The 25,796-nt window shown below is 65.1% G+C and carries 21 protein-coding genes; 13 read left to right on the top strand and 8 right to left on the bottom strand.

Features of this window, described 5'->3' with window-relative positions:
• The first annotated feature begins 54 nt into the window (after positions 1–54).
• Together ACJYUO_RS16485 and ACJYUO_RS16480 are read left to right on the top strand one after the other, a co-directional pair.
• Positions 55–1,635: a tryptophan--tRNA ligase gene (locus ACJYUO_RS16485; protein WP_494346429.1), complete on the top strand. Its 1,581-nt coding sequence runs from the start codon at positions 55–57 to the stop codon at positions 1,633–1,635.
• 135 nt (positions 1,636–1,770) lie between these two features.
• On the top strand, positions 1,771–3,150 hold the full coding sequence (locus tag ACJYUO_RS16480; RefSeq protein WP_494346428.1) for a hypothetical protein: 1,380 nt from the start codon (positions 1,771–1,773) through the stop codon (positions 3,148–3,150).
• 11 nt (positions 3,151–3,161) lie between these two features.
• Here the strand turns inward: ACJYUO_RS16480 and ACJYUO_RS16475 are convergent, their stop codons facing one another.
• Both ACJYUO_RS16475 and ACJYUO_RS16470 read right to left on the bottom strand, forming a co-directional pair.
• On the bottom strand, positions 3,162–4,868 hold the full coding sequence (locus tag ACJYUO_RS16475) for a histidine kinase N-terminal 7TM domain-containing protein (protein WP_494346427.1): 1,707 nt from the start codon (positions 4,866–4,868) through the stop codon (positions 3,162–3,164).
• Positions 4,869–4,949: 81 nt separating this feature from the next.
• A complete protein-coding gene (locus ACJYUO_RS16470) occupies positions 4,950–5,816 on the bottom strand; it encodes a UbiA family prenyltransferase (RefSeq protein WP_494346426.1) in 867 nt (288 codons plus the stop codon).
• A gap of 502 nt (positions 5,817–6,318) precedes the next feature.
• Between ACJYUO_RS16470 and pheS the strand changes: the two genes are divergently transcribed.
• Entirely contained in the window at positions 6,319–7,845 is a 1,527-nt protein-coding gene (pheS, locus tag ACJYUO_RS16465) for a phenylalanine--tRNA ligase subunit alpha (protein WP_494346425.1), read from the top strand.
• Complete coding sequence (pheT, locus tag ACJYUO_RS16460; RefSeq protein WP_494346424.1) at positions 7,845–9,557, top strand: phenylalanine--tRNA ligase subunit beta; 1,713 nt, start codon at positions 7,845–7,847, stop codon at positions 9,555–9,557. Before pheS ends, pheT begins: the two co-directional genes overlap by 1 nt.
• A 225-nt stretch (positions 9,558–9,782) precedes the next feature.
• Here pheT and ACJYUO_RS16455 read toward each other — a convergent pair whose 3' ends face one another.
• Entirely contained in the window at positions 9,783–9,980 is a 198-nt protein-coding gene (locus tag ACJYUO_RS16455) for a SymE family type I addiction module toxin (protein ID WP_006431836.1), read from the bottom strand.
• 238 nt (positions 9,981–10,218) lie between these two features.
• On the opposite strand from ACJYUO_RS16455, the gene ACJYUO_RS16450 reads away from it, so the two are divergent.
• From ACJYUO_RS16450 to pheA, 3 genes are all read left to right on the top strand, one after another.
• Positions 10,219–10,527, top strand: a complete 309-nt coding sequence (locus ACJYUO_RS16450) for a non-histone chromosomal MC1 family protein (RefSeq protein WP_006431837.1) — start codon at positions 10,219–10,221, stop codon at positions 10,525–10,527.
• A 386-nt stretch (positions 10,528–10,913) separates the two neighbouring features.
• Entirely contained in the window at positions 10,914–12,218 is a 1,305-nt protein-coding gene (locus ACJYUO_RS16445; RefSeq protein WP_494346481.1) for an MFS transporter, read from the top strand.
• Between the two features lie 166 nt (positions 12,219–12,384).
• Positions 12,385–13,203: a prephenate dehydratase gene (gene pheA / locus ACJYUO_RS16440; protein ID WP_494346423.1), complete on the top strand. Its 819-nt coding sequence runs from the start codon at positions 12,385–12,387 to the stop codon at positions 13,201–13,203.
• 27 nt (positions 13,204–13,230) lie between these two features.
• Here the strand turns inward: pheA and ACJYUO_RS16435 are convergent, their stop codons facing one another.
• A complete protein-coding gene (locus ACJYUO_RS16435) occupies positions 13,231–13,389 on the bottom strand; it encodes a hypothetical protein (protein WP_494346422.1) in 159 nt (52 codons plus the stop codon).
• A 480-nt stretch (positions 13,390–13,869) separates the two neighbouring features.
• Here ACJYUO_RS16435 and ACJYUO_RS16430 point away from each other — a divergent pair, with 480 nt between their 5' ends.
• From ACJYUO_RS16430 to ACJYUO_RS16420, 3 genes are all read left to right on the top strand, one after another.
• A complete protein-coding gene (locus ACJYUO_RS16430) occupies positions 13,870–14,325 on the top strand; it encodes a peroxiredoxin (RefSeq protein ID WP_494346421.1) in 456 nt (151 codons plus the stop codon).
• Positions 14,326–14,385: 60 nt separating this feature from the next.
• Positions 14,386–14,805 (top strand): Hsp20/alpha crystallin family protein, encoded by a 420-nt coding sequence (locus tag ACJYUO_RS16425; protein WP_494346420.1) that lies wholly within the window; start codon positions 14,386–14,388, stop codon positions 14,803–14,805.
• Positions 14,806–14,960: 155 nt separating this feature from the next.
• Complete coding sequence (locus tag ACJYUO_RS16420; protein WP_494346419.1) at positions 14,961–15,761, top strand: hypothetical protein; 801 nt, start codon at positions 14,961–14,963, stop codon at positions 15,759–15,761.
• Positions 15,762–15,864: 103 nt separating this feature from the next.
• On the opposite strand, the gene ACJYUO_RS16415 is transcribed toward ACJYUO_RS16420, so the two are convergent.
• Together ACJYUO_RS16415 and ACJYUO_RS16410 are read right to left on the bottom strand one after the other, a co-directional pair.
• The gene (locus tag ACJYUO_RS16415; RefSeq protein WP_494346418.1) at positions 15,865–16,635 is read right to left on the bottom strand and encodes an SDR family NAD(P)-dependent oxidoreductase; all 771 of its coding nucleotides are present in this window, start codon (positions 16,633–16,635) and stop codon (positions 15,865–15,867) included.
• 66 nt (positions 16,636–16,701) lie between these two features.
• On the bottom strand, positions 16,702–17,199 hold the full coding sequence (locus ACJYUO_RS16410; protein WP_494346417.1) for a hypothetical protein: 498 nt from the start codon (positions 17,197–17,199) through the stop codon (positions 16,702–16,704).
• 106 nt (positions 17,200–17,305) lie between these two features.
• On the opposite strand from ACJYUO_RS16410, the gene leuS reads away from it, so the two are divergent.
• The 3 genes from leuS to ACJYUO_RS16395 all read left to right on the top strand — a co-directional run bounded on the left by leuS (position 17,306) and on the right by ACJYUO_RS16395 (position 22,531).
• Positions 17,306–19,954 carry a leucine--tRNA ligase gene (gene leuS / locus ACJYUO_RS16405; protein ID WP_494346416.1) on the top strand — a complete coding sequence of 883 codons (2,649 nt, stop codon included), beginning with the start codon at positions 17,306–17,308 and terminating at the stop codon, positions 19,952–19,954.
• Positions 19,955–20,102: 148 nt separating this feature from the next.
• Positions 20,103–20,867: a YqjF family protein gene (locus tag ACJYUO_RS16400; RefSeq protein WP_494346415.1), complete on the top strand. Its 765-nt coding sequence runs from the start codon at positions 20,103–20,105 to the stop codon at positions 20,865–20,867.
• Between the two features lie 173 nt (positions 20,868–21,040).
• Positions 21,041–22,531 (top strand): sugar porter family MFS transporter, encoded by a 1,491-nt coding sequence (locus tag ACJYUO_RS16395; RefSeq protein ID WP_494346414.1) that lies wholly within the window; start codon positions 21,041–21,043, stop codon positions 22,529–22,531.
• A gap of 80 nt (positions 22,532–22,611) precedes the next feature.
• Here the strand turns inward: ACJYUO_RS16395 and ACJYUO_RS16390 are convergent, their stop codons facing one another.
• A complete protein-coding gene (locus ACJYUO_RS16390; protein WP_494346413.1) occupies positions 22,612–23,604 on the bottom strand; it encodes an ornithine cyclodeaminase family protein in 993 nt (330 codons plus the stop codon).
• A gap of 390 nt (positions 23,605–23,994) precedes the next feature.
• Positions 23,995–25,656, bottom strand: coding sequence for a thermosome subunit alpha (gene thsA, locus ACJYUO_RS16385; RefSeq protein WP_494346480.1), 1,662 nt, complete (start codon positions 25,654–25,656; stop codon positions 23,995–23,997).
• Positions 25,657–25,796: the final 140 nt, after the last annotated feature.

Here is a 25,796-nt window from a genome sequence, read left to right as displayed (position 1 = left end):
TCGGCGACGGCGAAGCCGAAGGCTTTTGCGCGCTGCCGCGCCAAAACGCACGTAATGACCGGAGACGACCCACTCGAGGAGTCCGAGTCAGGGGAACCGAGACCCGACGGAGGGACAGCAGGTGCAGACGATGTCGCCCTCGACCCCTGGGGATCCTCGAGCGTCTCCGACTACCGGAACCTCTTCGAGGAGTTCGGCATCGAGGAGTTCGACGAGGTGCTCGAGGAGGTGCCAAATCCCCACTACCTGATGCGCCGCGGCGTGATCTTCGGCCACCGGGATTACCGCCCGGTCGCCGAGGCCTTGCGGAACGACGAGCCCGCGGCCGTCCTCTCGGGCTTTATGCCGACCGGCGACCCACATATCGGGCACAAGCTGGTTTTCGACGAGATCATCTGGCATCAACAGCAGGGGGCCGACGCCTACGCCCTGATCGCCGACCTCGAGGCCAATTCGGCCCGCGGCATGAGCTGGGACGAGATCGACGAGCACGCCCGCGATTACCTGCTCTCACTGCTCGCGCTCGGCTTCGACCTCGAGGAGGGGACCCTCTACCGGCAGTCGACCAACCGCGAGCTACAGGATTTGGCCTTCGAACTCGGCGCTGACGCCAACTTCTCGGAGTTTCAGTCGATCTACGGCTTCGACGGCGAGACCGACGTCTCGCACATGCAGTCGGTCGTCACCCAGATGGCCGACATCCTCTACCCGCAACTCGAGGAGCCCAAACCGACCGTGATCCCCGTCGGCCCCGATCAAGATCCCCACGTTCGACTGGCGCGGGATCTCGCCGAGCGGATGCGCTTTTTCAAAGTCTCGGAGGCGTACGCCAGCTTCGAACTCGAGCCCGAGGAACGCGCTCTCGTCGCCGAGTTCTACGAACGGCTCGAGCCCGCCGACTTCGACGACGACGATCTCCGCTGTGTCCACATCGCCGAAGCGCTCGAGGAGACGCCGCTATCGGAGCTCGTGGTCAGCGCCGACACGCTGAGTTCGGTCCTGACGAAGTTAAACGAGGCGGGAATGGAGCCGGTCCGGCCGCGGACGCGCTTTTTCGACCGGCGAGCCACCGACGACGCGTTCGACGCGCTTATCGACGCCATCGAGGGCGAGAAGCGCGTCTACGAGAGCCATATCGACGCCTTCGAACTGGATCTCGCCGCGGCCGAGGAACTCGCCCGCGAGGTCGAAGTCGACAACGGCGGCTACGGCTTCCAGCCGCCGTCGTCGATCTACCACCGCTTCATGACCGGACTAACCGGCGGCAAGATGTCCTCCTCGATCCCGGCGAGTCACATCTCGCTGCTCGACGACCCCGAGGAGGGCTACGACAAGGTCAAAGCGGCGACCACCGGCGGCCGCGAGACCGCCGAGGAACAGCGCGAGAAAGGCGGGAGAGCCGACGAGTGTCCCGTCTACGAACTCTACGCCTACCTGCTGGCCGGCGACGACGACGAGTTCGCAAAGCGCGTCTACGACGAGTGCGTCGGCGGCGAACGGCTCTGTGGCGACTGCAAGGAACAGGCCGCCCAGCTCATGCAGGAGTTCCTCGAGGAGCACCAGGAGAAACGCGAGGAGGTCGAAGACCTGCTCGAGGCGGCCGACATCGAACTCGAGTCGCCGCGCCGTCGCTGAGTCGGACCGACTTGAGCCGACACCGCCGAACACCGGCGCGGACACGACAGTGACAGTTCTTTCGACACCGACTCGAGATACGTTTTGATGTCTGACGTAGATATATAGGGCCGGTTGTGGAACCGTGAGCTATCGATGACTCGGCCCTCCCGTGACGCGGACCGCGACCTGCTGGTCTCCGCCGACGTCCTCGGTGCAGTCGGCGTCACGGCGGCGGACATTCGACGGACTGCGGCCGAGAGCGACAGCCTCGAGGCGGCGCTGGCCGACGCGCTCGCGACGCCGGTCGATCGGACGACGGTACTCCGGCGAACGATCTGCCGGAGCGACCGCGGGATCGACTGTGCAGCCCGCTACTCGCAGGCGACCCTCGAGCGCGAACTCACCGCCGTCTTCGAGGCGATCGGCTGGTCGCTCTCGGTCGCGGGGACGCGGGACGGACTCTCACTGACCGCGACCGATCCGCACGGCCGAGGCCGCGAGACCGCGGTTTCGTACCCCGAAACGCCGCTCGCGGGGGATAACTTCCCCGCCGTCCTGTGGACGATCAACGAAACCGTCCTCGCGGCGACCGACGCACGGTTCGTCCTCCTCTCGTCGGGCGTCGACCGCTGGCGGGCCGCGCTGGTCGAAACGAGCGAACTCGAGCGACTGCGGGATCGCTACGGGCCGCACATCGGCGCGTTCGACCGGCCGTTGCTGCCGGAGTACGGGCTCGAGGCGTACGTTCCCGACGCCGATGCCGCCGACGGCGGGACTGCATCCCCGCTCGGAGCCACCGCCGACGACGGCGACCCGTGGCCCTCGTGGGCGCTCGAGGGCGGCGCTCGTCGACCGACGGGGCCCGCTTCTCCCGTCGACTCGCTCATCGACGAGGCGGAGCCGAGATTGAACCCGGACACGGAGCCGGCCGCCGATCCGGACTCGGAATCGGGGCCTGACTCGCAGTCGACGGCGACCGGCGATTCCAGCGACGAGGCGGCTGTGTCACCGTCGGACCCGTCAACGCGAACGGCGGCTCCCTCGAGCGAGATCGACGGCTTCGAACTCCGGGGGACGCCCTCGGTTACGCGGAGTCGAGGGTCCGATTCCGACTCGTCTCAGAAACAGGACGCCACACCGGCCGAATCCACGGGTTCGAGTCGGGTCGCCGACTCGAGTCGAAGCGACGGGGCAGAAACTGACGAGTTCGGAACGCTTTCGGGGACCAGTACGACCGCCCGCGTCGGCAACGACTCGTTCGGGACGGATCTCGACAGTCAGTGCGAGGACGACCGCTACCGCGCGCTCGGGGCGGCACTCGACGCGGGTGGAAACGTCTCCGTCCGCGGGCTACTCGAGGACGAGGAGTTCCTGCCCGAACTGCCGGCGACCGGGCCCGCCGAGACTCGTATCGAGTTTCCCGACCGGTGTGGCCCTGTGACGGTTCCCGAAACGACCGCCGCTGCCGAGCAGTCCGGGTTCGAGTGGGTCGAAACCGGATCGCTCGAGACGACGCGGGTCTCGGATCGGTAGCGCGGCGAGCGTTAGGTCGCGGTTTCGGCTGACTCGTCTCGAGGGCGGTCGGATCGAGAGAGGATCGGCACCTCGACGGTGACGACCGACCCGGTCGGCTCGTTCGACCCGAACGTCACGGTCCCGCCAGCGATTTCGGTCCCCCACTTGACCAGCCAGAGCCCGAGTCCGCTCCCGTGCTCGAGGGGGGTCTCGGTCCCGCGCTCGAGGGTCGTCCGTTCATCGGCATCGATTCCGGGGCCATGATCCACGACACGGACCCGCACCCAGTCGCTGTCCGTCTCGATTTCGAGGCGGACGAACGGGTTCGGATCGGGGTTGTGCTCGACGCCGTTCTCGACGAGGTTTTCGAACACGGGATCGAGGACACTGGCGACGGAGACGTCCGCCGGAACCGGTTCACAATCGATACGAGCGGCCGGATACTCGTCGCGAACCGACTCGATCACATCCTCGAGCAGCAACTCGAGCGAGACGGGGTCGATCGACTGCCGCCCTTGCTCGAAGATGCCGATGATCTCGCGGGCTTGGCTCGCCAGTTCCTCGATGCGTTCGGCGCTGCCCGTGATCTCGTCGGCGGCGTCCCGGCTTTCCTCGCCGGCGAGGAGTTCGGCGTAGCTGCTGATGACGTTCGTTTCGGTCCGGATGTTGTGTCGGAAGACTCGATTCAAGACCTCGTGGCGCTGTTGCTGGCGCACGTGCTCGCTGATATCGTGGAACGTGACGACGTGGCCGATGGTCCGGTCGCGGACGTCGGTGATGGGCGTCACCGTCACGTCGTACAGCCGGTCGCTGTGTGCGCTCCGGAAGGGGCGCTGTGCCGGCACCGAGTCCTCCGTCAGCGCGAGCGAGTCGTCGGGAACGACCGCTCGGAGCGGGGTCCCGAGGGCGTCCTCGGCGCTCGTTCCCAGAATGTCCGTCGCGGTGTCGTTGATATCGACGACGTTGCCGTGCCCGTCGGTGACGACGGCACCGTCGGGCATCCGCTCGAAGAGCAGTCGGCGCGCACGCGGGTTCGGCGACGGGCTCGTCCCGAAGAGCTGAAAACGCGTGAGGGCACCGAGACACGCGAGCCCGGAAATCGAAAACGCGATCGGGGTCGGATCGAGTCCCGAAACGGGGATGAGCCCCGCCAGAAAGAGGGCGTTGCTCACCCACGGGGCGAAAATACCCACGAGGAGGGCAGCGCTTTGCCCCCTGAACGGCAGCGAGTTAGTCCTGATCAGTTCGAGCAGTGGGATGGAGCCGAGCACGCCCAGCAGGTACGTGTAGACGGTGATGACCCAGAACCACGGCCCGGGCGTCCGACTGAGCAGGGGGACGCCGTGGTCGTAGACCAGCCGCGAGTCGGCATAGAGCAAGGGGCTGTCGACGAGCGCGAGCGCGACAGTCACCAGCGGAACGAGCGAGAGGAGCACAACATATTGTGGCTGTACGTACCGGTCACGCCCGGTGTACTCGAGCGAGAAGAGCACCCAAGCGACCGGGATAACGACGACACCGATCCATCTGACGTTCGCCCACAGCACTTTCGCGGCGAGGCTCGAGGTCTCGAGGTCGAAGACGAGAAAGATCGACCACCAGCACTGACCGACGAGTAACGCGACGAGCGGCACCGCTCCGGGTTCGGGCCGCTCGCGCCACGCGACGATCGCCGCCGCTGCGCCGATCGCGATGGTCGCAAGTAATAGCCCGGACAAGACAGTGAAAGTGAGCACCGATACGTGGATCTGATTCCCGTCAGTATTAATCCTGTGGGAAAACGGAAATGACGCTGTTACGTCATTTTGCCGCTTCTGTCAGGCAATCAGCACCGCACAGAGAAGCACGACGAAGGCGACGAGATACTCGCACTCGGCGGCTTTGGCCAGCAGTCGGTCGTTTTCGACGCGACCAAGGAGCGATGTGATACCGAGCGAATAGCCGACGCCGGCGAGGAGCGCGAGCCCCGCGAGAGGTGTCAGATAGTCGACCCGGACTGCCAGCACGACGAGGCCGGCCGTACAGCAATCGATTCCGAGGAGGATCCGACGCGTGCGGTCTACCCCGAAGACGACCGGGATCGTCAGCACGCCGATCGCTCGGTCGCCCTCGACGTCGCGGACGTTCGGAATCTCGGTGTTCGTAAACACCCGGAGGAAGAAGTACGCGAAGACGACCGCTGTCGACGGGGTGAGGGCACCGTCGGCGAAGGCGAGCGGTAGGAACGTCAACGTCACGGCCCACGCGAGCGCGACCACCATCGTGTTGACGAGAAAGAGGTCCTTCAGCCGGTGGACGTACGCGCCGTCGCCCGGCACCCAGTCCGTGGCATAGCAGATCCAGAGCGCGCCCGGAAGCAGGGTGATCGCGAGGGCGACCGGACCGCCGAGAACCGAGAGCGCGACGGCGAGTCCGTACGCGCTCGCTGCCAACACGTAGAGGACACCGCGGTGTCGTTTGACGAACGCCGCCTGGCCGGGGTTCGAGACCGCGTCGGTTTCGGCGTCCGCGATGCGGTCGTTCGCGTAAACAGCGAAGACGACCAATCCGACGACGATCGCCGCCGGCGTCAGCGGCAGGGAGAGCAGCGCCGAGACGATGAGTACCTCGGCCATCGCGATCAGTGAGAGATACGCCGAACTGTACACCAATGCGTTCCGTGCCCGTTCCGTAGTCGCGGACACCCGGTCGAGTAGCGATCGGCAAGCCGATGCCGTCGACCGAATTTCAACAGTAAGTGGATTCGTCTTTCGTGTCATAAGGAGTGCAACTGACGGCCAGTCGCCGGCCGCGTTGCACGGGATGTGTCGCCGGTAGTGAACGATGTAAGTAGGGGTCATGACTGTCGGACATACGGAGAATTGAGCCGTCGCGAAAATCGACGAGACGGCGGCTCGTACCGGCGCGGGAAACGGGGGCTGAGCGGAATATTTTTGATCGATCGGCGAGAGCGCCATCGTATGGCACCCGAATCCCGGACACGTGCCGGAGTCAGTGGACAGCCAACGCGTCAGCGGTCGGGATTCGATTTCGTTTTCGCCCGGTAACACCGGGCCGGTGGAGCCGGCGACGGCCATATCGGCCGCCGCCGGCGAAACCGTCCGCACACTGTCGTCGCCTCGAGCGACGGCAGCGACCCGAGTCGGAACCGCTAACTGACCGACCCACAGCAATGCAGGTAAGCGAATGCAACTGCCAGCACAACAGGTCGCGGTCCTAGAGGCCGCGACTGCGGACGAGGCAACGTCCGTCGACGCCCTCGCCGCGGCGACCGAGCTCCCCCCCGAAACCGTCACCGGGGCCGTCTTCGAACTCGAGGACGAGGGGCTACTCGCCGTCAGCGAACGCGTCGACGAAACGGTCGCGCTCACCGAGGAGGGGCGCGAGTACGTCACCGACCGACTTCCCGAGATTCGGCTCTACGAGGCCGCACTCGAGGCCGGGGCCGACGCCGACCCCGTCTCGATGGGGCAGGTCATCGGCGCGTCGGGGCTCGAGGGCGGTGCGGTCGACATCGCGCTCTCGAACTACGCGCGCAAGGGCTACGGCGCGATCGACAGCGGCGAGATCACCGCCGATCCCGACGCCGATCCGGATGCGGACGCCGAGGCGGCCGCGCTCGAGGAATTGGCCGACGTCGAGGACGCCCCGATCGACAGCGTCGACGTCGATTCGGAAACGCTCGAGTCGCTCGAGCGCCGCGGCCTGCTCGACCGCCGCGAGTCGACGGTCCGCGAGGCGACCCTGACCGAGCGCGCCGTCACGGAACTGATGGCTGGGATCGAGACCGCCGAGACGGTCGGCCAGGTCACCCCCGAGTTACTGACGAGCGGCGAATGGGAAGACGTCGAGTTCAGCGAGTACAACGTCGAGGCCGACGCCGAGCAGTTCGAGGGCGGTAAGGTCCACATCCTGCGCCAGACCTCCGAGCGCGTCAAGGACGTCCTCGTCGGCATGGGCTTTCAGGAGATGGAAGGCCCCCACGTCGACGCGGACTTCTGGATCAACGACTGTCTGTTCATGCCCCAAGACCATCCCGCGCGCACGCACTGGGATCGGTTCGCCCTGGAGCAGCCGACCCACATCGACGAGCTTCCGGATGACCTCGTCGAGCGCGTCGAGCGCGCCCACAGGGAGGGCGTCGGCGAGGACGGCGAGGGCTATCACTCGCCGTGGGACGAGGACTTCGCGCGGGCGCTCGCACTGCGCGGGCACACCACTTCGCTGTCGACACGGTACCTTTCGGGCGAGGAAATCGGCGACCTCGAGCCCCCACAGCGCTATTTCAGCGTCGAGAAGGTGTATCGAAACGACACGCTCGACCCGACGCACTTACTCGAGTTCTTCCAGATCGAGGGCTGGGTGATGGCCGAGGACCTCTCGGTGCGCGATCTGATGGGCACCTTCGAGGAGTTCTACGCCCAGTTCGGGATCACGGACATCAAGTTCAAACCCCACTACAACCCCTACACGGAGCCGAGCTTCGAGCTGTTCGGCACCCACCCCACCACCGGGGAACTCGTCGAGATCGGCAACTCGGGCATCTTCCGCGAGGAGATGCTCGAGCCCCTCGGTGTGGAGTGCGACGTGATGGCGTGGGGGCTCGCCCTCGAGCGACTGCTCATGCTGATGTACGGCTTCGAGGACATTCGAGACATCCACGGGACGCTGTGTGACCTCGAACTGCTGCGCGAGACGGAGGTGACCTACTGATGCCCACGGTCGATATCGACCCCGACGAACTGCGAGACTTGACCGGCCACGACGAGAAAAGCGACGAAGAGCTACAGGAGGACCTGTTCGGGCTCGGCCTCGAGTTCGAGGGCCGCACCGAGGAAGGGGCGTTCGAACTCGAGTTCGCGCCCGACCGCCTCGACCGGCTCTCCGTCGAGGGCGTCGCCCGCTCGATGCGCTACCAGTACGGCGACGCGCGAGGGACCCACGTGCCCTCGCCGAACTCGCCGGAGTGGACCATCGAAGTCGCGGAGTCGGTCCCCGACGAACGACCCTACGTCACGGGCGCAGTCATCCGCGACGTCGATCTGGACGAGGAGAGTCTCGAGTCGCTCATCCAACTCCAAGAGAAGCTCCACGCGACGATGGGACGCAAGCGCGCGAAGGGCGCGATCGGGATTCACGACTTGACGATGCTCAAAGGCACGGCTGCGACGGAGGGGAACCCGACGATTCAGTACGTCGGCGTCGAACCCGACGAAGACCGGTTCGTCCCCCTCGATTCCGACGAAGAGATGACGCCGGCCGACGTGCTCGAGCGCCACCAGACCGGCCAGACCTACGCGGATCTGGTCAGCGAGTACGAGCGGTATCCGGCGATCTACGACAGCCTCGGGCTGTTCTCGTTCCCGCCGGTGATCAACGGCCGTCGCACCGAAGTGTCGACGGACTCCCGAGACCTGTTCGTCGAGATGACGGGCACCGACCAGTGGACGATCGACAAGATGCTGAACATCGTCTGCTACGCGCTGTCGGCCCGCGGGGCTACCATCGAGGAGTTGACAGTCGAGTATCCGGACTACGAACTCGTCCGGCCCGATCTCTCGATGAAGACGAAGACGGTCGCCCACGACCGCATCGAGACCATCCTCGGCATCGGGCTCGATCCCGACGAGGTGATCGACCTCGCCGAGCGCTCCGGTCTCGAGGCAGAGAAGAAAGAAAGCGACGCGGGCGACCTCGTCTACGAGGTCACGATCCCGCCCTACCGCGTCGACGTGCTCCACCCGCTGGACGTCATCGACGACCTCGGGCGGGCCTACGGCTTCAACGACCTCGAGCCACGCTATCCCGACATCGGGACCGTCGGCGGCCGCCACGAGCGTTCCCGACTCGAGCGCTCGGTCCGCGAGCAACTCGTCGGCCTCGGCTTCGAAGACATGCTGAACTTCCACATGATCAGCGAGGGCGAGAACTACGACCGACTCGATATCGCGCCCGGCGACGACGCCTACGGAGCCGGCGAGCCAGCGACCATCAAAGAGCCCTACAGCGAGGACTTCACCATGCTTCGAACGTGGGTTATGCCCTCGCTGCTGATGGTCCTCGAGCGAAACACCCACCGCTCGTACCCGCAGAATCTCGCCGAGATCGGCTTCGCGGCCGAGGTCGACGAGCGCGAAAACACCGGCGTCGCAGAGGGTCGTCGCGTCGGTGCCGTCCTCGCCCACCACGAGGCCGGCTACGAGGACGCCAAGGCGCGCCTGCAGGCGCTCGCTCGCAACTTCGACGTCGACCTCGAGACGCCGCCGACCGACCATCCGACCTTCATTTCGGGTCGAACCGCGGCGGTCGTCATCGACGGCCAGGAAGTCGGCGTGATCGGCGAAGTCCACCCGAAGGTACTCGTCGAACACGACCTCGAGGTACCGGTCTCAGCCTTCGAGTTCGATCTCGAGGCGCTGCGCTGAAGAGAGAGCGGTTTTCTCGAGTTCAGCGGTGTTCTGCGGTAACGGTCCAGTGATCGACCGCGAGCGACCGCAGGGAGCGAGCGGGCCGACGACTGACTCGGAGCGAACGAAGTGAGCGGAGAGGAAGGAGGAGTGCTTTTGATCGACCTTTTACCGAGGGATGGTTCGCTGAGCGGCAGCTACGCTGCCGCCAGCGAAACAGACCGCAGAGTAAAAGGTCGGTCTTTAGAACTCGTGTTCGACGTCGTCGTCGTCGGCTTTCTGGATGATTATTTTGCCGTCCCGGACTCGGACGAAGACCTCGTCGCCGATATCCATACCCGCGACCTCGAGTTCGTCCTCGTGGAGGTTGAGGTGGACGTTGTGGTAGTTACCGTCGTCGTCTTTCGCACCGCTTGGACTCAGCTTCTTTTTCCGTACCATCGCGGGATTCTATCCCGAACTTCGCCGCAGGATATACTTAAGTGTTTTCGACGCCTCAACGAATGACCGCGAGACGAAACCGAACGACGGAGAACGAGGGGACGACGATCTCCTCAGGAGACAGTTACTGCGGGGAGGATGGTCACGCTATTCACTTAAAGATACCGCCGCAGTCGGTCGATTTGCGGGGATATCTTTATGTCGGATCGTGTGCTGAATTGACACGGAGGCGAAAATCATGGTACGCGAAGACGGTAAACGGAACTTTGCACTGCGCGAATCGGGCGGTGACGAGTCGAGCGTCTTCTCGGGCAACACGCCCCGACAGGCAGCGCTCAAAGCGGCCCGCCGGCTCGAGCCGGGCTCGAGCGAGGAGGATGCAGAACGCGTCGAGTTACAGCTCCGAGAGAAAGGGACCGACAAGGTCCACATCTACGACGGCTGGGCGTGGGAGGAGACGGCGCCCGACGACAAGCCGGACTGGATGCCAAACGAGATTACGGAGGCCAACGTCGCGAAAAAAGGGATCGAACACCTCGAGGAGTGAGTCGGCCGATCGGTAGTTTTCTCCGGTAGTAATTCGACCGCAAGCGACGCGTCCGGATCATCTCGGTGAGGGTGTCGATTTTGCGATCCAGCTAATATTGCTGGGAATAGGACGTACGGTCGGAATATAATCGAGATAGTACTAGCTGGTTTTGTGCTACCTATCCCCCAGAGTTGGATGGAATCTAATAATCAGGTATATACGATAGTCGCCGGACCACTCGAGTAACGCATGTCGAGGAAGATCGAAGAGAAGAGCCCATTGATGGCTGTATCGAGGCCAGTAGTTGAGAGATTCCAAACTATTATGCCACATTTGCTCGGATCGTGGGCGAGGGCGGACCGGAGAGTTACCGGCAGCGTTGGGGGTGAGCGTTCGTGATCAAGATGACCAAGTGGCGGACGCTGGTGCTGGCGACAGTCGGGTTCAACTTCTCGTTCCTGATCTGGTTTTCCTTCGCTCCGTTTACGGGCCCGATGGCCGAGGAGTTCGGCCTCTCGGTGGCCGAGATCGGGATTCTGGCCAGCGCGGCCATCTGGCTCGCGCCGTTCGGACGCATTCTGACCGGCTGGCTCTCCGATCGCTGGGGCGCGCCGACGGTGTTCGCCATCGTGTTGGCGTACGTCGGCGTGTTCTCGATGGCGTCCGCGTTCGCGGAGTCCTACAGCGTGTTCTTCGTCACGCGACTGATCGTCGCGACGGCGGGGATCACCTTCGTCATCGGGATTCAGCACGTCTCCGAGTGGTTCGAGGAAGGAGAGCTGGGTACCGCCGAGGGGATCTACGCCGGGGTCGGCAACGCTGGTGCCGCCGGCGGAGCGCTGATCCTCCCGCGGGTGTTCACGGAGGGCTGGAGCGGCCCCCTCTTCGAGAGCAACTGGCGGGCCGCCTTCTTTTACACCGGGATCGTCTCGATCCTGCTGGCGATCGCCTACTTCGTGCTCGGTGAGGCCGCAAAGAGCGAGGAGAAACGACAGGCGACCAAAGATAGCGCGAACTTCAAAGATTGGATCTACACCGCGACCCGCTACGGCACCGTCGTGCTCGCGCTGGCGTACGTGATGAGCTTCGGCCTCGAGCTCTCGATGAACGGCTGGCTCGCGACCTACTACCGCGAAGGGTTCAATACGAACAACCTCGTGCTCGCGAGCACGTTCGCCGCGACGTTCTCCGTCGCGGCCGGCCTGTTGCGACCGATCGGCGGCTACGTCAGCGACTTGCTGGCCCGCAAAGAAAAGAACATCTTGCCGATCTTCACCGGCCGGTACCGCGAGCAGTGGACCTTCGTTTCACTGTGTTTCATCGTCCTCGCGATGGTCGGCATGACGCTGGCCGGGTTGTCCGGGCAGGTCATGCTCGCGGTCGCCGCCGGCTTCGTCGTCGGGATGGGCTGTGCGTTCGCCGAGGGGGCGATCTTCGCGCAGGTGCCGGCGATGTTCCCCAACAGTTCCGGGAGCGTCGCCGGCGTCGTCGGCGGCGTCGGTACCGTCGGTGGGATCGTCTACCCACTCGTCTACGCCGCGCCGATGATGCCGAGTCTCCACACCGGCTACTCCGTGGTCGCGGCGACGATGCTCCCCATCGTCCTGCTGTGTGCGTGGGTCTTCCAGCCCCACGTCGCCAAGCGGGCGACCACGGGTGGCTGGATCGTCTCGAGCGAGAGCCCATCCGGTGGGCCGACCGACGACTGATACGGACCGCTGTACGTCATTTCCGGAGCAACCGCGGGACGGTTCGCGGTTGCTCCAGTAAATCGGTACAACGGACCGTGTGACGATTGCGACCGCGTCGACCGCCGGTCGATCCGCGTCGGAAAACCCGACGGTCTTTTGACCCGTTCCCTGCTATCGTGGGGTAATGACTGCAGTTACGCTCGGGCCCGAAGGAACGTACTCCCACAGAGCGGCAAGCGCGATCGCCGACGCCGACGAGATCGACTTCCGACAATCGGTCACGGCGATCGTTGACGCCGTCGCAAGCGGCGAGTACGACCGCGGCGTCATCCCGATCGAGAACAGTATCGAGGGCAGCGTCACCGAGAGCCTCGACGCGGTCGCCGACTACGAGGTCGCCGTCGTCCGCGAAATCGTCACCCCGATCAGACACGCCCTGCTCGCACAGGGACCGGAGTTCGACACCGTCGCCAGCCACTCGCAGGCGCTGGCCCAGTGTCGGTCCTACCTCGATCGCGAACACCCCGGCGCGACCTTGGAGGCCGTCGCGAGCACGGCACAGGGCGTCGAGTTCGCCCGCGACGACCCCTCGGTCGCGGGGATCGGTCACCCGGCGAACGCCGAAGACGGCGTCGACCTCGAGGTACTGGCCGAGGACATTCAGGACCAGGACTCGAACGCGACGCGCTTCTTTGCGATCGCGCCCGCCGCGGAGCGCTCGACCGGCGGCGGGAAAACCTCGCTCGTGGTCTACCCGAACGCGAACTACCCCGGGCTGTTGCTCGAGTTGCTCGAGCCCTTCGCGGACCGGGACATCAACCTGACCCGCGTCGAGTCGCGGCCGAGCGGCCAGCGGCTGGGCGATTACGTCTTCCACATCGACTTCGAGGCCGGCCTCTACGAGTCACGGACCGCCGACGCGATCGCGGACCTCGAGGAGCTCGCGGAGAACGGCTGGGTCCGGCGGCTCGGCTCGTACGATACCGAACACGTTGTCGAGTAAGCGCGAGCGCTCGAAACGAAGCGGCGATCAGTCGGCCGTCGCGGCGTTCTCGCGGCCGATCCACGTGCGGATGCGGTCGGCGTACGTGGCTGCTCCGAGCCCCGCGACGAACGAGAGGAAACTCGGAACGAGGATCCAGAGAAGGTCGGGGTGTGCCGAACCGGTGTGAAGGACAGTATCGATCATAGTGCAGACGACTGCCACGAGGAGTATAAGCAAACCGGATTTGGCAGCGCTATCCGTTACCGACTCGAGCCGGTGCGGCGACGGGATATCCGTGTGACGGCGTCGAAGTCCGGGTGCGAGAATCGAACCACGCCGAGACGTGCTCGCTTCGCTGCGCGCGGCTCGTCTGATTCGATCTCGCCATCCGGTTTTTCCGTTCCTTGTTTTACTCGTCGCGAAAAAGTCCGGGTGCGAGAATCGAACTACGCGTCTCAGCCGCACAGGCTGAAGGATAGGCCACTACCCCAACCCGGACACGAGCACGCTGTACTCATGGCTACGACGACCGATGTATAATAAGCTCGGAGACTCCTCACACGCTGTAAATCACGAAGAAGTACTTGGGGCACGACCGGGAGCGGACCACGGCGATCGGTGGCCAGGGGAGAACCGAGGCGACCGACCACAACTTGTTTTTCCCCGTCTCCCGGTACCACGAGTATGGTACTCACTGCGGGCAACGACGCGCCGACCGTGACCGCGCCGAATCAGGACGGTGAGACTGTCAGCCCCGCCTTCGATGAGCCGACGGTCCTCTACTTCTATCCGAGAGACGATACGCCCGGCTGTACGATCGAGGCGAACCAGTTCCAGCGCGAGTACGAGACGTATCTGGACGCCGGCGTCGACGTCTACGGCGTCTCGACGGACGATGTCGACTCCCACCGGTCCTTCTGTGACTCGGAGGGCCTCGAGTTCGACCTGCTCGCGGACCCCGACGGGGAGGTCGCCGAGGCCTTCGACGTCGACCTGCGAGACGGCGCGACCGCGCGAACGACGTTCCTGCTGGCCGACGGCGAGGTGAAGGCCGTCTACGAGGGCGTCGATCCGGACGGTCACGCACGCGAAGTCCTGCTCGACGCGCTCGAGGACGACCTCGTAACCCTCCTCGAGTAGTCGCCTTCTGTCGCCGCGGTGCGGGCAGAATTTATCCCCGTCGGGCACCTACGACCGAGTATGCGACGCAATCCGTTCGACAATATCGAAGAAATGCTCGACCGCGTTAGCCGTCAGGTCGAGGAGGGAATGACCGCCGGCGGCCTGCAGGTCCCCGGGTCGGTCCCGGTCGACGTCGCCGACACGGACGAGGAGTACGTCGTCACAGCCGACCTGCCCGGCTACGAGACCGACGACATCGAACTGACGCTGTCGAACGGCACGCTTCGCCTCGAGGCCGATCGGACCGACGTGGACGACTACGCCGAGGGGCGCTATATTCGGCGCGAGCGGACCGAGACCTCGGTGAGTCGGCGGATCCGCCTGCCGGAGCCGGTCGACGAGGAGGGAGTGGCCGCCGGCTTCGAGAACGGCGTGCTGACGGTGCGGCTACCGAAGGTGTCGAGCGGCGAGGATTCGCGACAGATCGACATCGAATAACCGGGATCGCCGCGTCTCGAGGCCCCGCGCTTCTTTACGAAAAGTAAGACGCTGCCCGCATGGGCTCGCCGTGAGACTGTTTCCTCCGGGTTCGACGATCATAGTGAGCGAACGGTTCCGGACAATTATTATGTTTCGGTGACAACTCATCGGGCATGGTTCAATTGATCGCAGTCGCCGTTGCGGGAATCTTTCTCCTGTTCGGGGGAATCGTCCTGTCTCAAGCCGGCGAACTCGGCGACCGCCGGGAAACGATCGACGAACTCGCGTCGGCGGCCGACGAACGGGTCGAGCCGGGCGGCGAGGTGACCCTCAGCGGCCCGGTACACGTCCGGGAACCGGCATCTCCGAGACGGACCGGTCCCGAGCCGAGCGAGGGCGGTTCGCCCGCCGTCTGGGCGTGGCGGATCCGTCAGAAGGAGAACGCGGCCAACGGTACTCGGTGGAACACTACCGACGCCGAACTCGCGACCGGCGAGTTCGACATCGATCACGGCTGGGACCGCGTCCGCGTGGACGCGACGACGCTCGCACTCGAGGCGGGCGACGACCCGTTCGACTCGCCGGGGCTGTTCTTGGGCGAACCGGAGACCGAATCCTATCTCGGCGACCTCGACCCGATCAATCGCTTCTTCGAGCGGACGGGATTGGCCGGCGAGGATGGCGTCGTCAGCGATCTCGAGTTCAACGTAAGCGTCGGCGGGAAGACCACCATGCCGGACAAGTATCAGGCCACCGTCGTCCGCGAGGGCGACGAACTGGTCGTTCGGGGCGAACTGACCGAGGGGGCTGACGGCCCCGTCCTCCGGGGGACCGACGAGACCCCACTCGCGATCGCGGCCGGTTCGCTCGAGGACCAGCGAGAACAGGTCCGCTCGTCGGTCCGGCTCCAGAAGGCGGCGGGCGGGCTCCTCGTCTCCCTCGGGCTGATCGTCGCGGTTCTCGGCGTCCTCTGATACGGTCTACTGGAAGTCATCGCCGTGGGACCGTGACCGCCCTGCGGCCCCACCGGTAAATCGGTACAGTAGACCGTATGAGTCGTCTCGATTCTGCTCTGTCTCAGTACCACGCACCGCCCGAAGAGACGTTGATGTCCTGTCCCGTGACGTGTCGCGACTCCGCACTCGCGAGGTGGACGGCCAACTCGGCCACCTCCTCGGGTGGGACGAGGTCGTCGATCATGAGACTCTCGAGAACGTCGCCTTCGACGGCCTCGACGGGGACGCCGGCTTCCTCGGCTTGTCGCTCGAAGACGCCCCGGATCCGATCGCCTTCGACCGGGCCGGGACAGATCGCGTTGACGGGCACGTCGTCGTCGCCGAACTCGGCGGCCAGCGCCCGGGTCAGTCCGATCACGCCCATCTTCGAGGCGGCGTAGGGCGTCCGATTCGCGTACGGCCGCTTGCCGCCGATCGAGGAGATGTTGATGATACTGCCCCGCTCCGACTCGCGCAGGTGCGGTGCCGCCGCCCGCGTGACACGGGCGATACCGATGACGTTGACATCCAGCGTCTCGAGCCATTCGCCGTCGGTCGTTTCCTCGATCGGCGCGGTCGGGCCGGCGATCCCCGCGTTGTTCACCAGACAGTCAAGTCCGCCGAAAGTCTCGACGGTTTCGTCGATGGCGTCGACGACCGATTCATGATCGGTCACGTCGGTCTCGACGGCCAACGTGCGGTCGGGTGCGTCGATCGCGTCCGCAGTTTCGTAAATGCCGTCGCTCCGGGCCGCGAGGACGACGTTCGCGCCCGCATCGGCGAACGCGACGGCGATTTCGCGGCCGAGGCCCTGACTCGCTCCCGTGACGAAGACCGTGGAATCTGATACCATGCCTCGAGCATTACCGAGACGAGAATAAAACGTTCCGCCCACGGACCGCGGAGGTTGCCGTCGGCGTTACGACTCGAGGCGTGTATCGATCGATTCGACGGCTGTATCGACAGCATCCGAGAGGTCGTCAGGACGGTCGCCGCCCCGTTTCGGCGGCTCGAGGGGCAGTTCGACGGGATGGTACGCGAACCGCTCGACGGCCCGGGCGGCAACCTGACCGACGAACTCGGCGTTTGCCCGCTTCGAAGAAACGCCGCCCGAGGCGAGGTCGTAGTACTCGGTAAAGCAGTGACAGACGGTGATCGAGTCGTACTCATCGAGCAGGCCCGCCTCGAGGTGGCGAAAGAGCTTCGCCGCGTTGTCGGCGGGGTCGGCCCGCCGCCACTCGAGTTCGATGAGTACAAGCCTGGAGTCGCCGCTCCCCGCGACATCGACCGGCGTCCCGGCGAGCCGGTGTTCGACGCGCCACTCGAGGCCGGGGCGGCGCTCGGCGAGCACGTCGCGGAGGCGTTCCTGTGTCTCGCGTGCGAGTTCGCCCACGAGCTCGAGCTGGGCGGCGGCCACCGTAAGCGTTGTTCTCGAGAGACCGGCGCTGGAGCCGTCGACGGCCCGGTGGGTCGCGGTATGGAAAGGTATAGGGCGGGACGTCGCCCTAGAGGTATATAAGCAAATGAGCGACGCGGGATACGACCACGCGACGGTCGAACGGCGCTGGCAAGAGGCGTGGGACGAGGCGGACGTCTATCGGACGCCCGACGACGTCGAGGATCCGACGTACGTCCTCGGGATGTACCCGTACCCCTCGGGCAAACTCCACATGGGCCACGTCCGTAACTACACCATTACGGACGCGTACGCCCGCTACCGCCGGATGCGCGGCGACGACGTCCTCCACCCGATGGGGTGGGACGCGTTCGGCCTCCCCGCAGAAAACGCGGCCAAAGAGCGCGATACGAATCCGCGCGACTGGACCATCGACTGCATCGAGACCATGACCGACCAGATGGAGTCGATGGGCTTTGGCTACGACTGGGACCGAGAGATCACCACCTGCACGCCCGACTACTACCAGTGGAACCAGTGGCTCTTCTCCCGGTTCCACGAGGAGGGGCTGGTCGAGCGCCGCGACGCCGAAGTCAACTGGTGTCCCCACTGCGAGACCGTCCTCGCCGACGAGCAGGTCGAGGGCGAGGCCGAACTCTGCTGGCGCTGTGACACCCCCGTCGAACAGCGCGAACTCGAGCAGTGGTTCCTGAAAATCACCGAGTACGCAGACGAGTTGCTCGAGGACATCGACGACCTGGAGGGGTGGCCCAACTCGGTGCGCCAGATGCAGCGCAACTGGATCGGCCGACAGGAGGGGACGGAACTCGAGTTCGCCATCGATGGCTACGGGGACGTTGAGGCCTTCACCACCCGCGTCGACACCATCCACGGCGCGACCTTCTTCGCGCTCGCGCCCGACCACCCGATCAGCGAGGAGTTAGCGGAAGACGACGCCGATATCCGGCGCTTCATCGAGGAGGAAGCCGACCCCGACGGCGACGAGCCAAACGGCGTCGAGACGGGCCTGACCGCGACGAACCCCGTCACCGGCGACGAGATTCCGGTCTACGTCGCGGACTTCGTCCTCTCGGACGTCGGGACCGGCGCGCTGATGGCCGTTCCCGGCCACGACGAGCGCGACCACGCCTTCGCCGAGAAACACGGCATCGACATCGTCCCCGTCATCGCCCCCGAACTCGACGGCGACGAGGAGCCGACCGCACCCGACGTCGCGGAGGGTGCCTACACCGAGGACGGCGTCCTGATCAACTCCGGCGAGTACGACGGCCTCGAGAGCGAACGTGCCCGCGAACGGCTGACCGAGGACATCGACAGCGCCGAGTGGACCGAGCAGTACCAACTCCGCGACTGGGGAATCTCCCGCCAGCGCTACTGGGGAACGCCGATTCCGGTGATCCACTGCGACGACTGCGGGCCCGTGATGGTGCCGGACGAGGATCTGCCGGTCGAACTGCCGGCGTTCATCAACACCACCGGGAACCCGCTGGACGCTGCCGAAGAATGGAAACAGACGACCTGTCCCGACTGCGGCGGCGATGCGACCCGCGAGACGGACACGATGGACACCTTCGTCGACTCCTCGTGGTACTTCCTGCGGTACGTCTCGCCCGGACTGGACGAGGCACCGTTTGACCTCGAGCAGGCCAACGACTGGATGCCGGTCGACCAGTACGTCGGCGGCATCGAACACGCCGTGATGCACCTGCTGTACTCCCGCTTTTTCACGAAGGTCCTGGCGGACCACGAGGGACTGGAGCACCGCGAGCCGTTCACGAACCTGCTCGCACAGGGAATGGTCCAACTCGAGGGCGAGAAGATGTCGAAGTCGAAGGGCAACGTCGTCTCGCCCCAGCGGATCGTCGAGGAGTACGGGGCCGACACCGCGCGGCTGTTCATGATGCAGGCCGCCCAGCCCGAGCGGGACTTCGACTGGAGCGAGGAGGGGGTCAAGTCGACCTACGCCTTCCTCGACCGGCTGAAGGGGATGGTCGAGACGTACGTCGCCGACGAGCCCGACGGCGACGACGATGCGATCGCGAGCTACGTCGACGCGGAGATCGACGCGACGATCGCCATCGCCAGCGACGAGTACGATGACCTGACGTTCAACAAGGCGCTGCGGGAGACACAAGACCTCGTCCGAACGCTCCGCCAGTACGCGGAGTACACCGAGCCCCACGCCGAGACCTACGAGCGCGGGCTGTCGGCCGTCGTTCGACTGCTCTCGCCGGTCGCACCGCACCTCACCGAAGAACTCTACGAAACGCTCGGCAACGACGAGTTCGTCGCCGAGGCCGCGTGGCCGACCGCCGAGATCGACCGCGACTACGTCGCCAAGCGCCGCCGCCTGGTCGAGAACACCCGCGAAGACATCCGCGATATCGTCGAGGTCGCCGGCATCGAGGATCCGAACGCGATCGACGTCGTCATCGCCCCCGACTGGAAGTACGACGCCCTCGAGATCGCGATCGAGAGCGACGCCGACAACCTGATCGGCGAACTCATGCAGCACGCGGAGATCCGCGAACAGGGCGACGCGGCCGCCGACTACGGACAGGACCTGCAGGCCGAACGAGAGGCGCTCTCGATGAGCCTCGAGCCCGAGGCCGAACACGCGGCCCTCGAGTCCGCCGCGTGGTTGATCGAACGCGAGTTCGACGCGCCGGTTCGCGTCGTGCGAGCCGACAAGGCGGCCGACGACGTGCTCGCAAACGCCGAGCCCGGCCGGCCGGCGATCGAGATCGACGACTGAGGGCGCATCCTCGAGCGAGCGACGAATCCGCGGTCCACGGCCGAGCCCGCCGACTCGAGCCCCGACCGAACCGCCATCGGATCTGACAGCAGGCTATCTATTTTATACGCCGGCTCGTCGTAGGGTCGCTGGCAACTGTTGGTCGAGGATGAACGCACAACGCACGGATCCCTTTCGATGGTCGTTCGCAGACGGGTCGTCGCCGAAAGCACCGCATGTCGCCTCGATGACGTGGCGAGACGGACTGTTCGTCCACTGGCCAGTCGATCCCGACGCGCTCCGGCCCCATATCCCCGGCGAGTTGACACTCGAGACGCGAGACGGGCACGCGTGGCTGAGCGTGCTCCCGTTCGTGCTCACGAACGTCGGATTCCGAGGGACGCCGTCGATCACCCGGCTTGCCTTCTCCGAACTCAACGTTCGAACCTACGTGCGGTATCGCGGCGATCCCGGCCTGTTTTTCTTCAGTATCGACATCGGGAACTCGTTCGTCGCGGGGACCCTGGGTCGAACGACCCGACTGCCGATCTACCGCGCGAAGATGCGCGTCGGGGCCACCGAGGAGAACCACGTCGCCTTCGAAAGCGAGCGGCGAGCGAACGAGTCAGCGAGCGATACCGCCGCCCGATTCGCCGCGACTTATCGTCCGGACGGCCCGGTCTTTACTGCCGAACCGGACACGCTCGTACACTGGCTCACGGCGCGTCGCCGGTTCTATGCACCGGAGGCGAACGGAATCCTCACCGGCGAGATCGCCCACGACCCGTGGCCGCTCCAGCCGGCCACAGTGGCGATCCACGAGAACACGATGTTCGAAGCCAACCGCCTGCCGACGCCGACCGGCGATCCGGTCGCCCACTACGCCGACGAGCTATCGATGACGGGCTCGATTCCGCGTCGGATCGGAACGTGATCGAGCCCGGCGACGATAGCTGAGTCGCCTCGAGAGCGGGTATTTCGGCCGGATATTGGGTCGCTGCCGACGGGTTCCCGTCGGGAACAGAGTCGTCGTCCGTTCGGACACGCACATCGTTACATTTGTTAACTACAATATGAGACAATAATTTACGTAGAGTAGCAATGTCCATGACACATTCAGGAGCGACCGGGAACGAACGGAATCCGTTCGTCTACGTCGTCGCGGCGTTAGCCGCGCTCAACGGGTTGCTGTTCGGATTCGACACCGGCGTCATCTCCGGTGCGATGTTGTACATCCGAAACGCGTTCGAACTGACGACGGTGTTCGGCGTGTCGATGAATGCCTCGTTCGTCGAGGGGATCGTCGTCAGCGGCGCGATGATCGGTGCGATCATCGGCGCTGCGCTCGGCGGTCGGCTGGCCGATCGGCTCGGTCGGCGACGGCTCATCCTCGTCGGTGCCGTCATCTTCTTCGTCGGGTCGTTCATCATGGCGATCGCCCCGACCGTCGAGATTTTGATCGTCGGTCGGATCGTCGACGGGATCGGCGTGGGCTTTGCGTCGGTCGTCGGGCCGCTGTACATCTCCGAGATCTCGCCGCCCGAGATCCGCGGCTCACTAGTCTCGCTGAACCAACTGACGATCACTAGCGGCATCCTCATCGCGTATCTCGTGAACTACGCGTTCTCCAGCGCTAGCCTCTGGCGCTGGCTCGGCCTCGGAACGGTCCCCAGTGAGGTGTTTGCAAGCGGCGGCGGGTGGCGCTGGATGCTCGGCCTCGGCATGGTCCCCGCGGCGGTCTTGTTCCTCGGAATGCTGTTCATGCCGGAGAGTCCCCGCTGGCTCTACGAACACGGACGCGAATCGGACGCCCGCGAGGTGCTGACGACCACCCGCGTCGAGAGCCACGTCGAGGACGAACTCAACGAAATCAAGCGGACGATCCGCACCGAGTCCGGGTCGCTGCAGGACCTGTTCGAGCCGTGGGTCCGGCCGATGTTGATCGTCGGCGTCGGGTTAGCGGCGTTCCAGCAAGTCACCGGCATCAACACGGTCATGTACTACGCGCCGACGATCCTCGAGTCGACCGGCTTCGCCGACACCGCCTCGATCCTCGCGACCGTCGGGATCGGCGCTGTTAACGTCGTCATGACCGTCGTCGCAGTGGTGCTGATGGACCGCTCCGGCCGCCGGCCGCTGTTGCTCACTGGACTGGCCGGGATGACCCTCATGCTCGCCGTCCTCGGGGTCGTGTTTTACCTGCCCGGTCTCTCGGGTGCGATCGGCTGGGTCGCGACCGGGAGCCTGATGCTGTACGTCGCCTTCTTCGCGATCGGGCTCGGCCCGGTCTTCTGGCTGATGATCTCCGAGATCTACCCGATGGAGGTCCGCGGGACGGCGATGGGCGTCGTCACCGTCGTCAACTGGGCCGGGAACCTGATCGTCTCGCTGACCTTCCTCCGGCTGATCGACGGCATCGGGCAGACGGGCACGTTCTGGCTCTACGGCGTGCTCTCGCTTCTCGCGCTCGTCTTCTGTTACCGGCTCGTCCCCGAAACCAAAGGCCGGTCGCTCGAGGAAATCGAAGCCGACCTCCGCGAGACGGCGTTCGGCAGCGACACCGCCGATCGGTCTCGTGCCGTCGAAACGGACGACTAACGATCGAAAAACACCGATTTTCGCGTTTTTGAGATCCGACACTCGAGAGTCGTTGCCGGTCACAGACCGGGATCGAAACCCTACTGATCGGTATCGATCATCCCGAAGTCGTAGCCGGAATCGGTCTCGCGAGCGTTTTCGTAGACGACGCGAGCGGCTGCGACGTCCTGAATGGCGAGTCCCGTCGAGTCGAAGACAGTGACGCCCGTCTCCGCGGTTCGGCCCGCTTTCGCACCGACGACGAGTTCGCCGATCTCACCGTGGATGTCCGCGTCGGTCAGGACACCCTCACCGTAGGGGACGTTGATCTCGCCGGAGTGGGTACACTGCTCGTGATCGTCGATGACGATCCGGGCCGCTTGCAGGAGGCCGTCGCTCAGTTCGTGTTTCCCCTCGGCGTCGGCCCCGATCGCGTTGACGTGGGTCTGCTCGCCGACGTCCTCGAGACCCACGATCGGGTCCTCGACCGGCGTCACGGTCGAGAGTACGTCACAGTGTCCGGCTTCGGAAATCGTGCCGCCGCGAACGTCGAAGCGGTCCTCGTAGGTCTCGACGAACCGCTCGACCCGCTCGTCGTCCGGGTCCGAGACGACGACCTCCTCGATCGGTCGTACCTCGCTGATCGCCTCGAGTTGGGTGTAGGACTGAACCCCGGCCCCGACGAGGCCCAGACTCGAGGCGTCCTCGACGGCCAGATAGTCGGTGGCGACGGCCGCCGCGGCACCGGTCCGTTTCATCGTGAGCGTCGTCCCGTCCATAATCGCGAGCGGGAACGCGGTCTCGGGATCGGAGTAGATCATCGTCCCCAGCACGGTCGGCAGCCCGTGGTCCGCGGGGTTGTCGGGGTGGACGTTGACCCACTTGATCCCGGCGGCGTCCCACTCGCCCGTATCGAGATACGCCGGCATCGACCGGAAATCGCCGTTGTACTGCGGCAGATCGATGTACGATTTCGCGGGCATCTGCGTGGCCCCGCGCTCGAAGGCTCCGAAGGCCTGCTCGACTGCATCGATAACGGCCGCGAGTGCAGCGTGCTCGTCGACGTCGTCGCTGTCCAGTAGAAGCGTGTTCATACCCGCGAATATTGCGGGCTCGCACTTAGTTCGTCGTGAATCGACGGCAGCGTGGGATTCGGGAACGCCCGGTACATGCGACGCTATCACTGCTCACGGGAACGCGAGAATAATCAGCGGGCTCGAGCCAGTCTCGGAAACAGATGCTTGTCTCTCATCCAAGGAGAATCGAAGCGGCGACGAAACGGCAAACAAAGATGGGCCGACTCGAAACGGCGGAGGCGGTAGTTTGAGCGGTGATGTACGACGACTCCCACCGCGAGGGCCGCAGGCCCGAGCGGGCCGACGACCGATGTGGAGGCCCCGAAGGGGCCGAAACGGAGGAAGGAGTGCTTTTAATCGAATTTTTGCCGAGGGCCAGCTTGCTGGCCCGCAGAGCAAAACTTCGTTTTACATCATGCCGCCCATGCCGCCGCCCATACCGCCCATGCCGCCGCCCATGCCACCGCCGCCCGGTGGCATCTCTTCGTCATCGTCGTCGTGGGAGACCGCGAGGTCGCCCGCGGCGATGACGTCGTCGATGCGAAGCAGCATCACGGCCGCCTCGGTGGCGGACTCGATGGCTTGGGTCTTCACGCGGAGCGGCTCGTAGACGCCCTCGGCGTCCATGTCGATGGTGTCGCCGGTGTAGGCGTCGAGGCCGGCACCCGTGTCGCCGCCGTCGTGGGCGCTGCGGAGTTCGACCAGCGAGTCGATGGGATCGAGACCCGCGTTCTCGGCCAGCGTGCGCGGGATGACCTCGAGCGCGTCGGCGAAGGCTTCGACGGCGAGTTGCTCGCGGCCACCGACGGAGTCGGCGTAGTCACGCAGCGCGAGCGAGAGGTCGATCTCGGGTGCGCCGCCGCCGGCGAGGACTTTGCCGTCCTCGATGGTCGTGCGGACGACGCCGAGGGAGTCCTCGACGGCGCGGTCGATCTCGTCGATGACGTGCTCGGTGCCACCGCGGAGGATCAGGGTGACGGCCTGCGCGTCGTCGACGTCCTCGACGAAGATGCGCTGGTCGCCAGCGATCTCCTTCTGGGCGACGCTGCCGGCGACGCCGAGGTCCTCGGCGGTCAGGTCGTCGACGCTCGAGACCGGCGTTGCGCCGGTTGCGCGTGCGAGCTGGCCCTGGTCGCTGGACTTGACGCGGCGGACGGCGATGATGCCCTCCTGTGCGAGGTAGTGCTGGGCCATGTCGTCGATGCCGCCGTCGACGAAGACGACGTCAGCGCCGGCGTCGGCGATCTGCTCGGCCATCTCTCGCAGCTGGGCCTCTTCCTGCTCGAGGAACTGCTCGAGCTGGTCGGGGTCGGTGACGTTGACCTCGGCGTCGATCTCGGTCTCTTTGATCTCGAGGTCGCCGCCGATGATCGCGACGTTGGCGTCCTCGGCGAAGTAGGGCATGTTCTCGGAGACGCGCTCCTTGTCGACGATGACGCCCTCGACGAGCTCGGAGTTCTCGATGGAGCCGCCGACGACCTTCTCGACTTTGATGTTGTCCGTGTCGACGCCGTCCTCGTCGGAGACCGCGCGAACGGCCTCGACGATGAGCTCCGAAAGGAGGTCCTTGGCGTTTTCCGCGCCCTTGCCGGTCATCGCCGTCGCGGCGATCTGCTCGAGGATTTCGGTGTCGTCCTCGTCGACGTCGATGGCGATCTCCTCTAAGGCCTCGGTGGCCTCTTCGGCGGCCTCTCGGTATCCCTGCGCGAGGGTGGTCGCGTGAATGTCCTGGTCCAGCAGGTTCTCGGCCTGGCTGAGGAGTTCGCCGGCGATGACGACGGCACTGGTAGTACCGTCACCGACTTCCTCTTCCTGGGTCTCGGCGACTTCGACGATCATGTCGGCCGCGGGATGGTCGATCTCCATCTCCGAGAGCAGGGTGACACCGTCGTTGGTGACGATGACGTTGCCCGACGAGTCGACGAGCATCTTGTCCATCCCCTTCGGGCCGAGGGTCGTCCGAACCGATTCGGCGACCGCCTTCCCGGCCTGCACGTTCATCGACTGCGCGTCCTCCCCGGAGGTGCGCTGGCTGTCCTCCGAGAGTACGATAAGGGGCTGGTTGCCCATCTGCTGTTGAGCCATAGTCACTCGAGGGATTGTTTGCTATTCTATATAAGCCTTACCCTATCGAATAGGTAGGGGCGCTAGAGGTGGCCCCTGTCGTGCGTTTTCGAACCGATGGCTGTTCGGGTATTTATACTTGCACT

The sequence above is a fragment of the Natrinema sp. CRL1 genome, assembly GCF_059162405.1.
The sequence above is the reverse complement of the archived record's forward strand: the minus strand, read 5'-3'. Positions and strand labels throughout refer to the sequence as shown.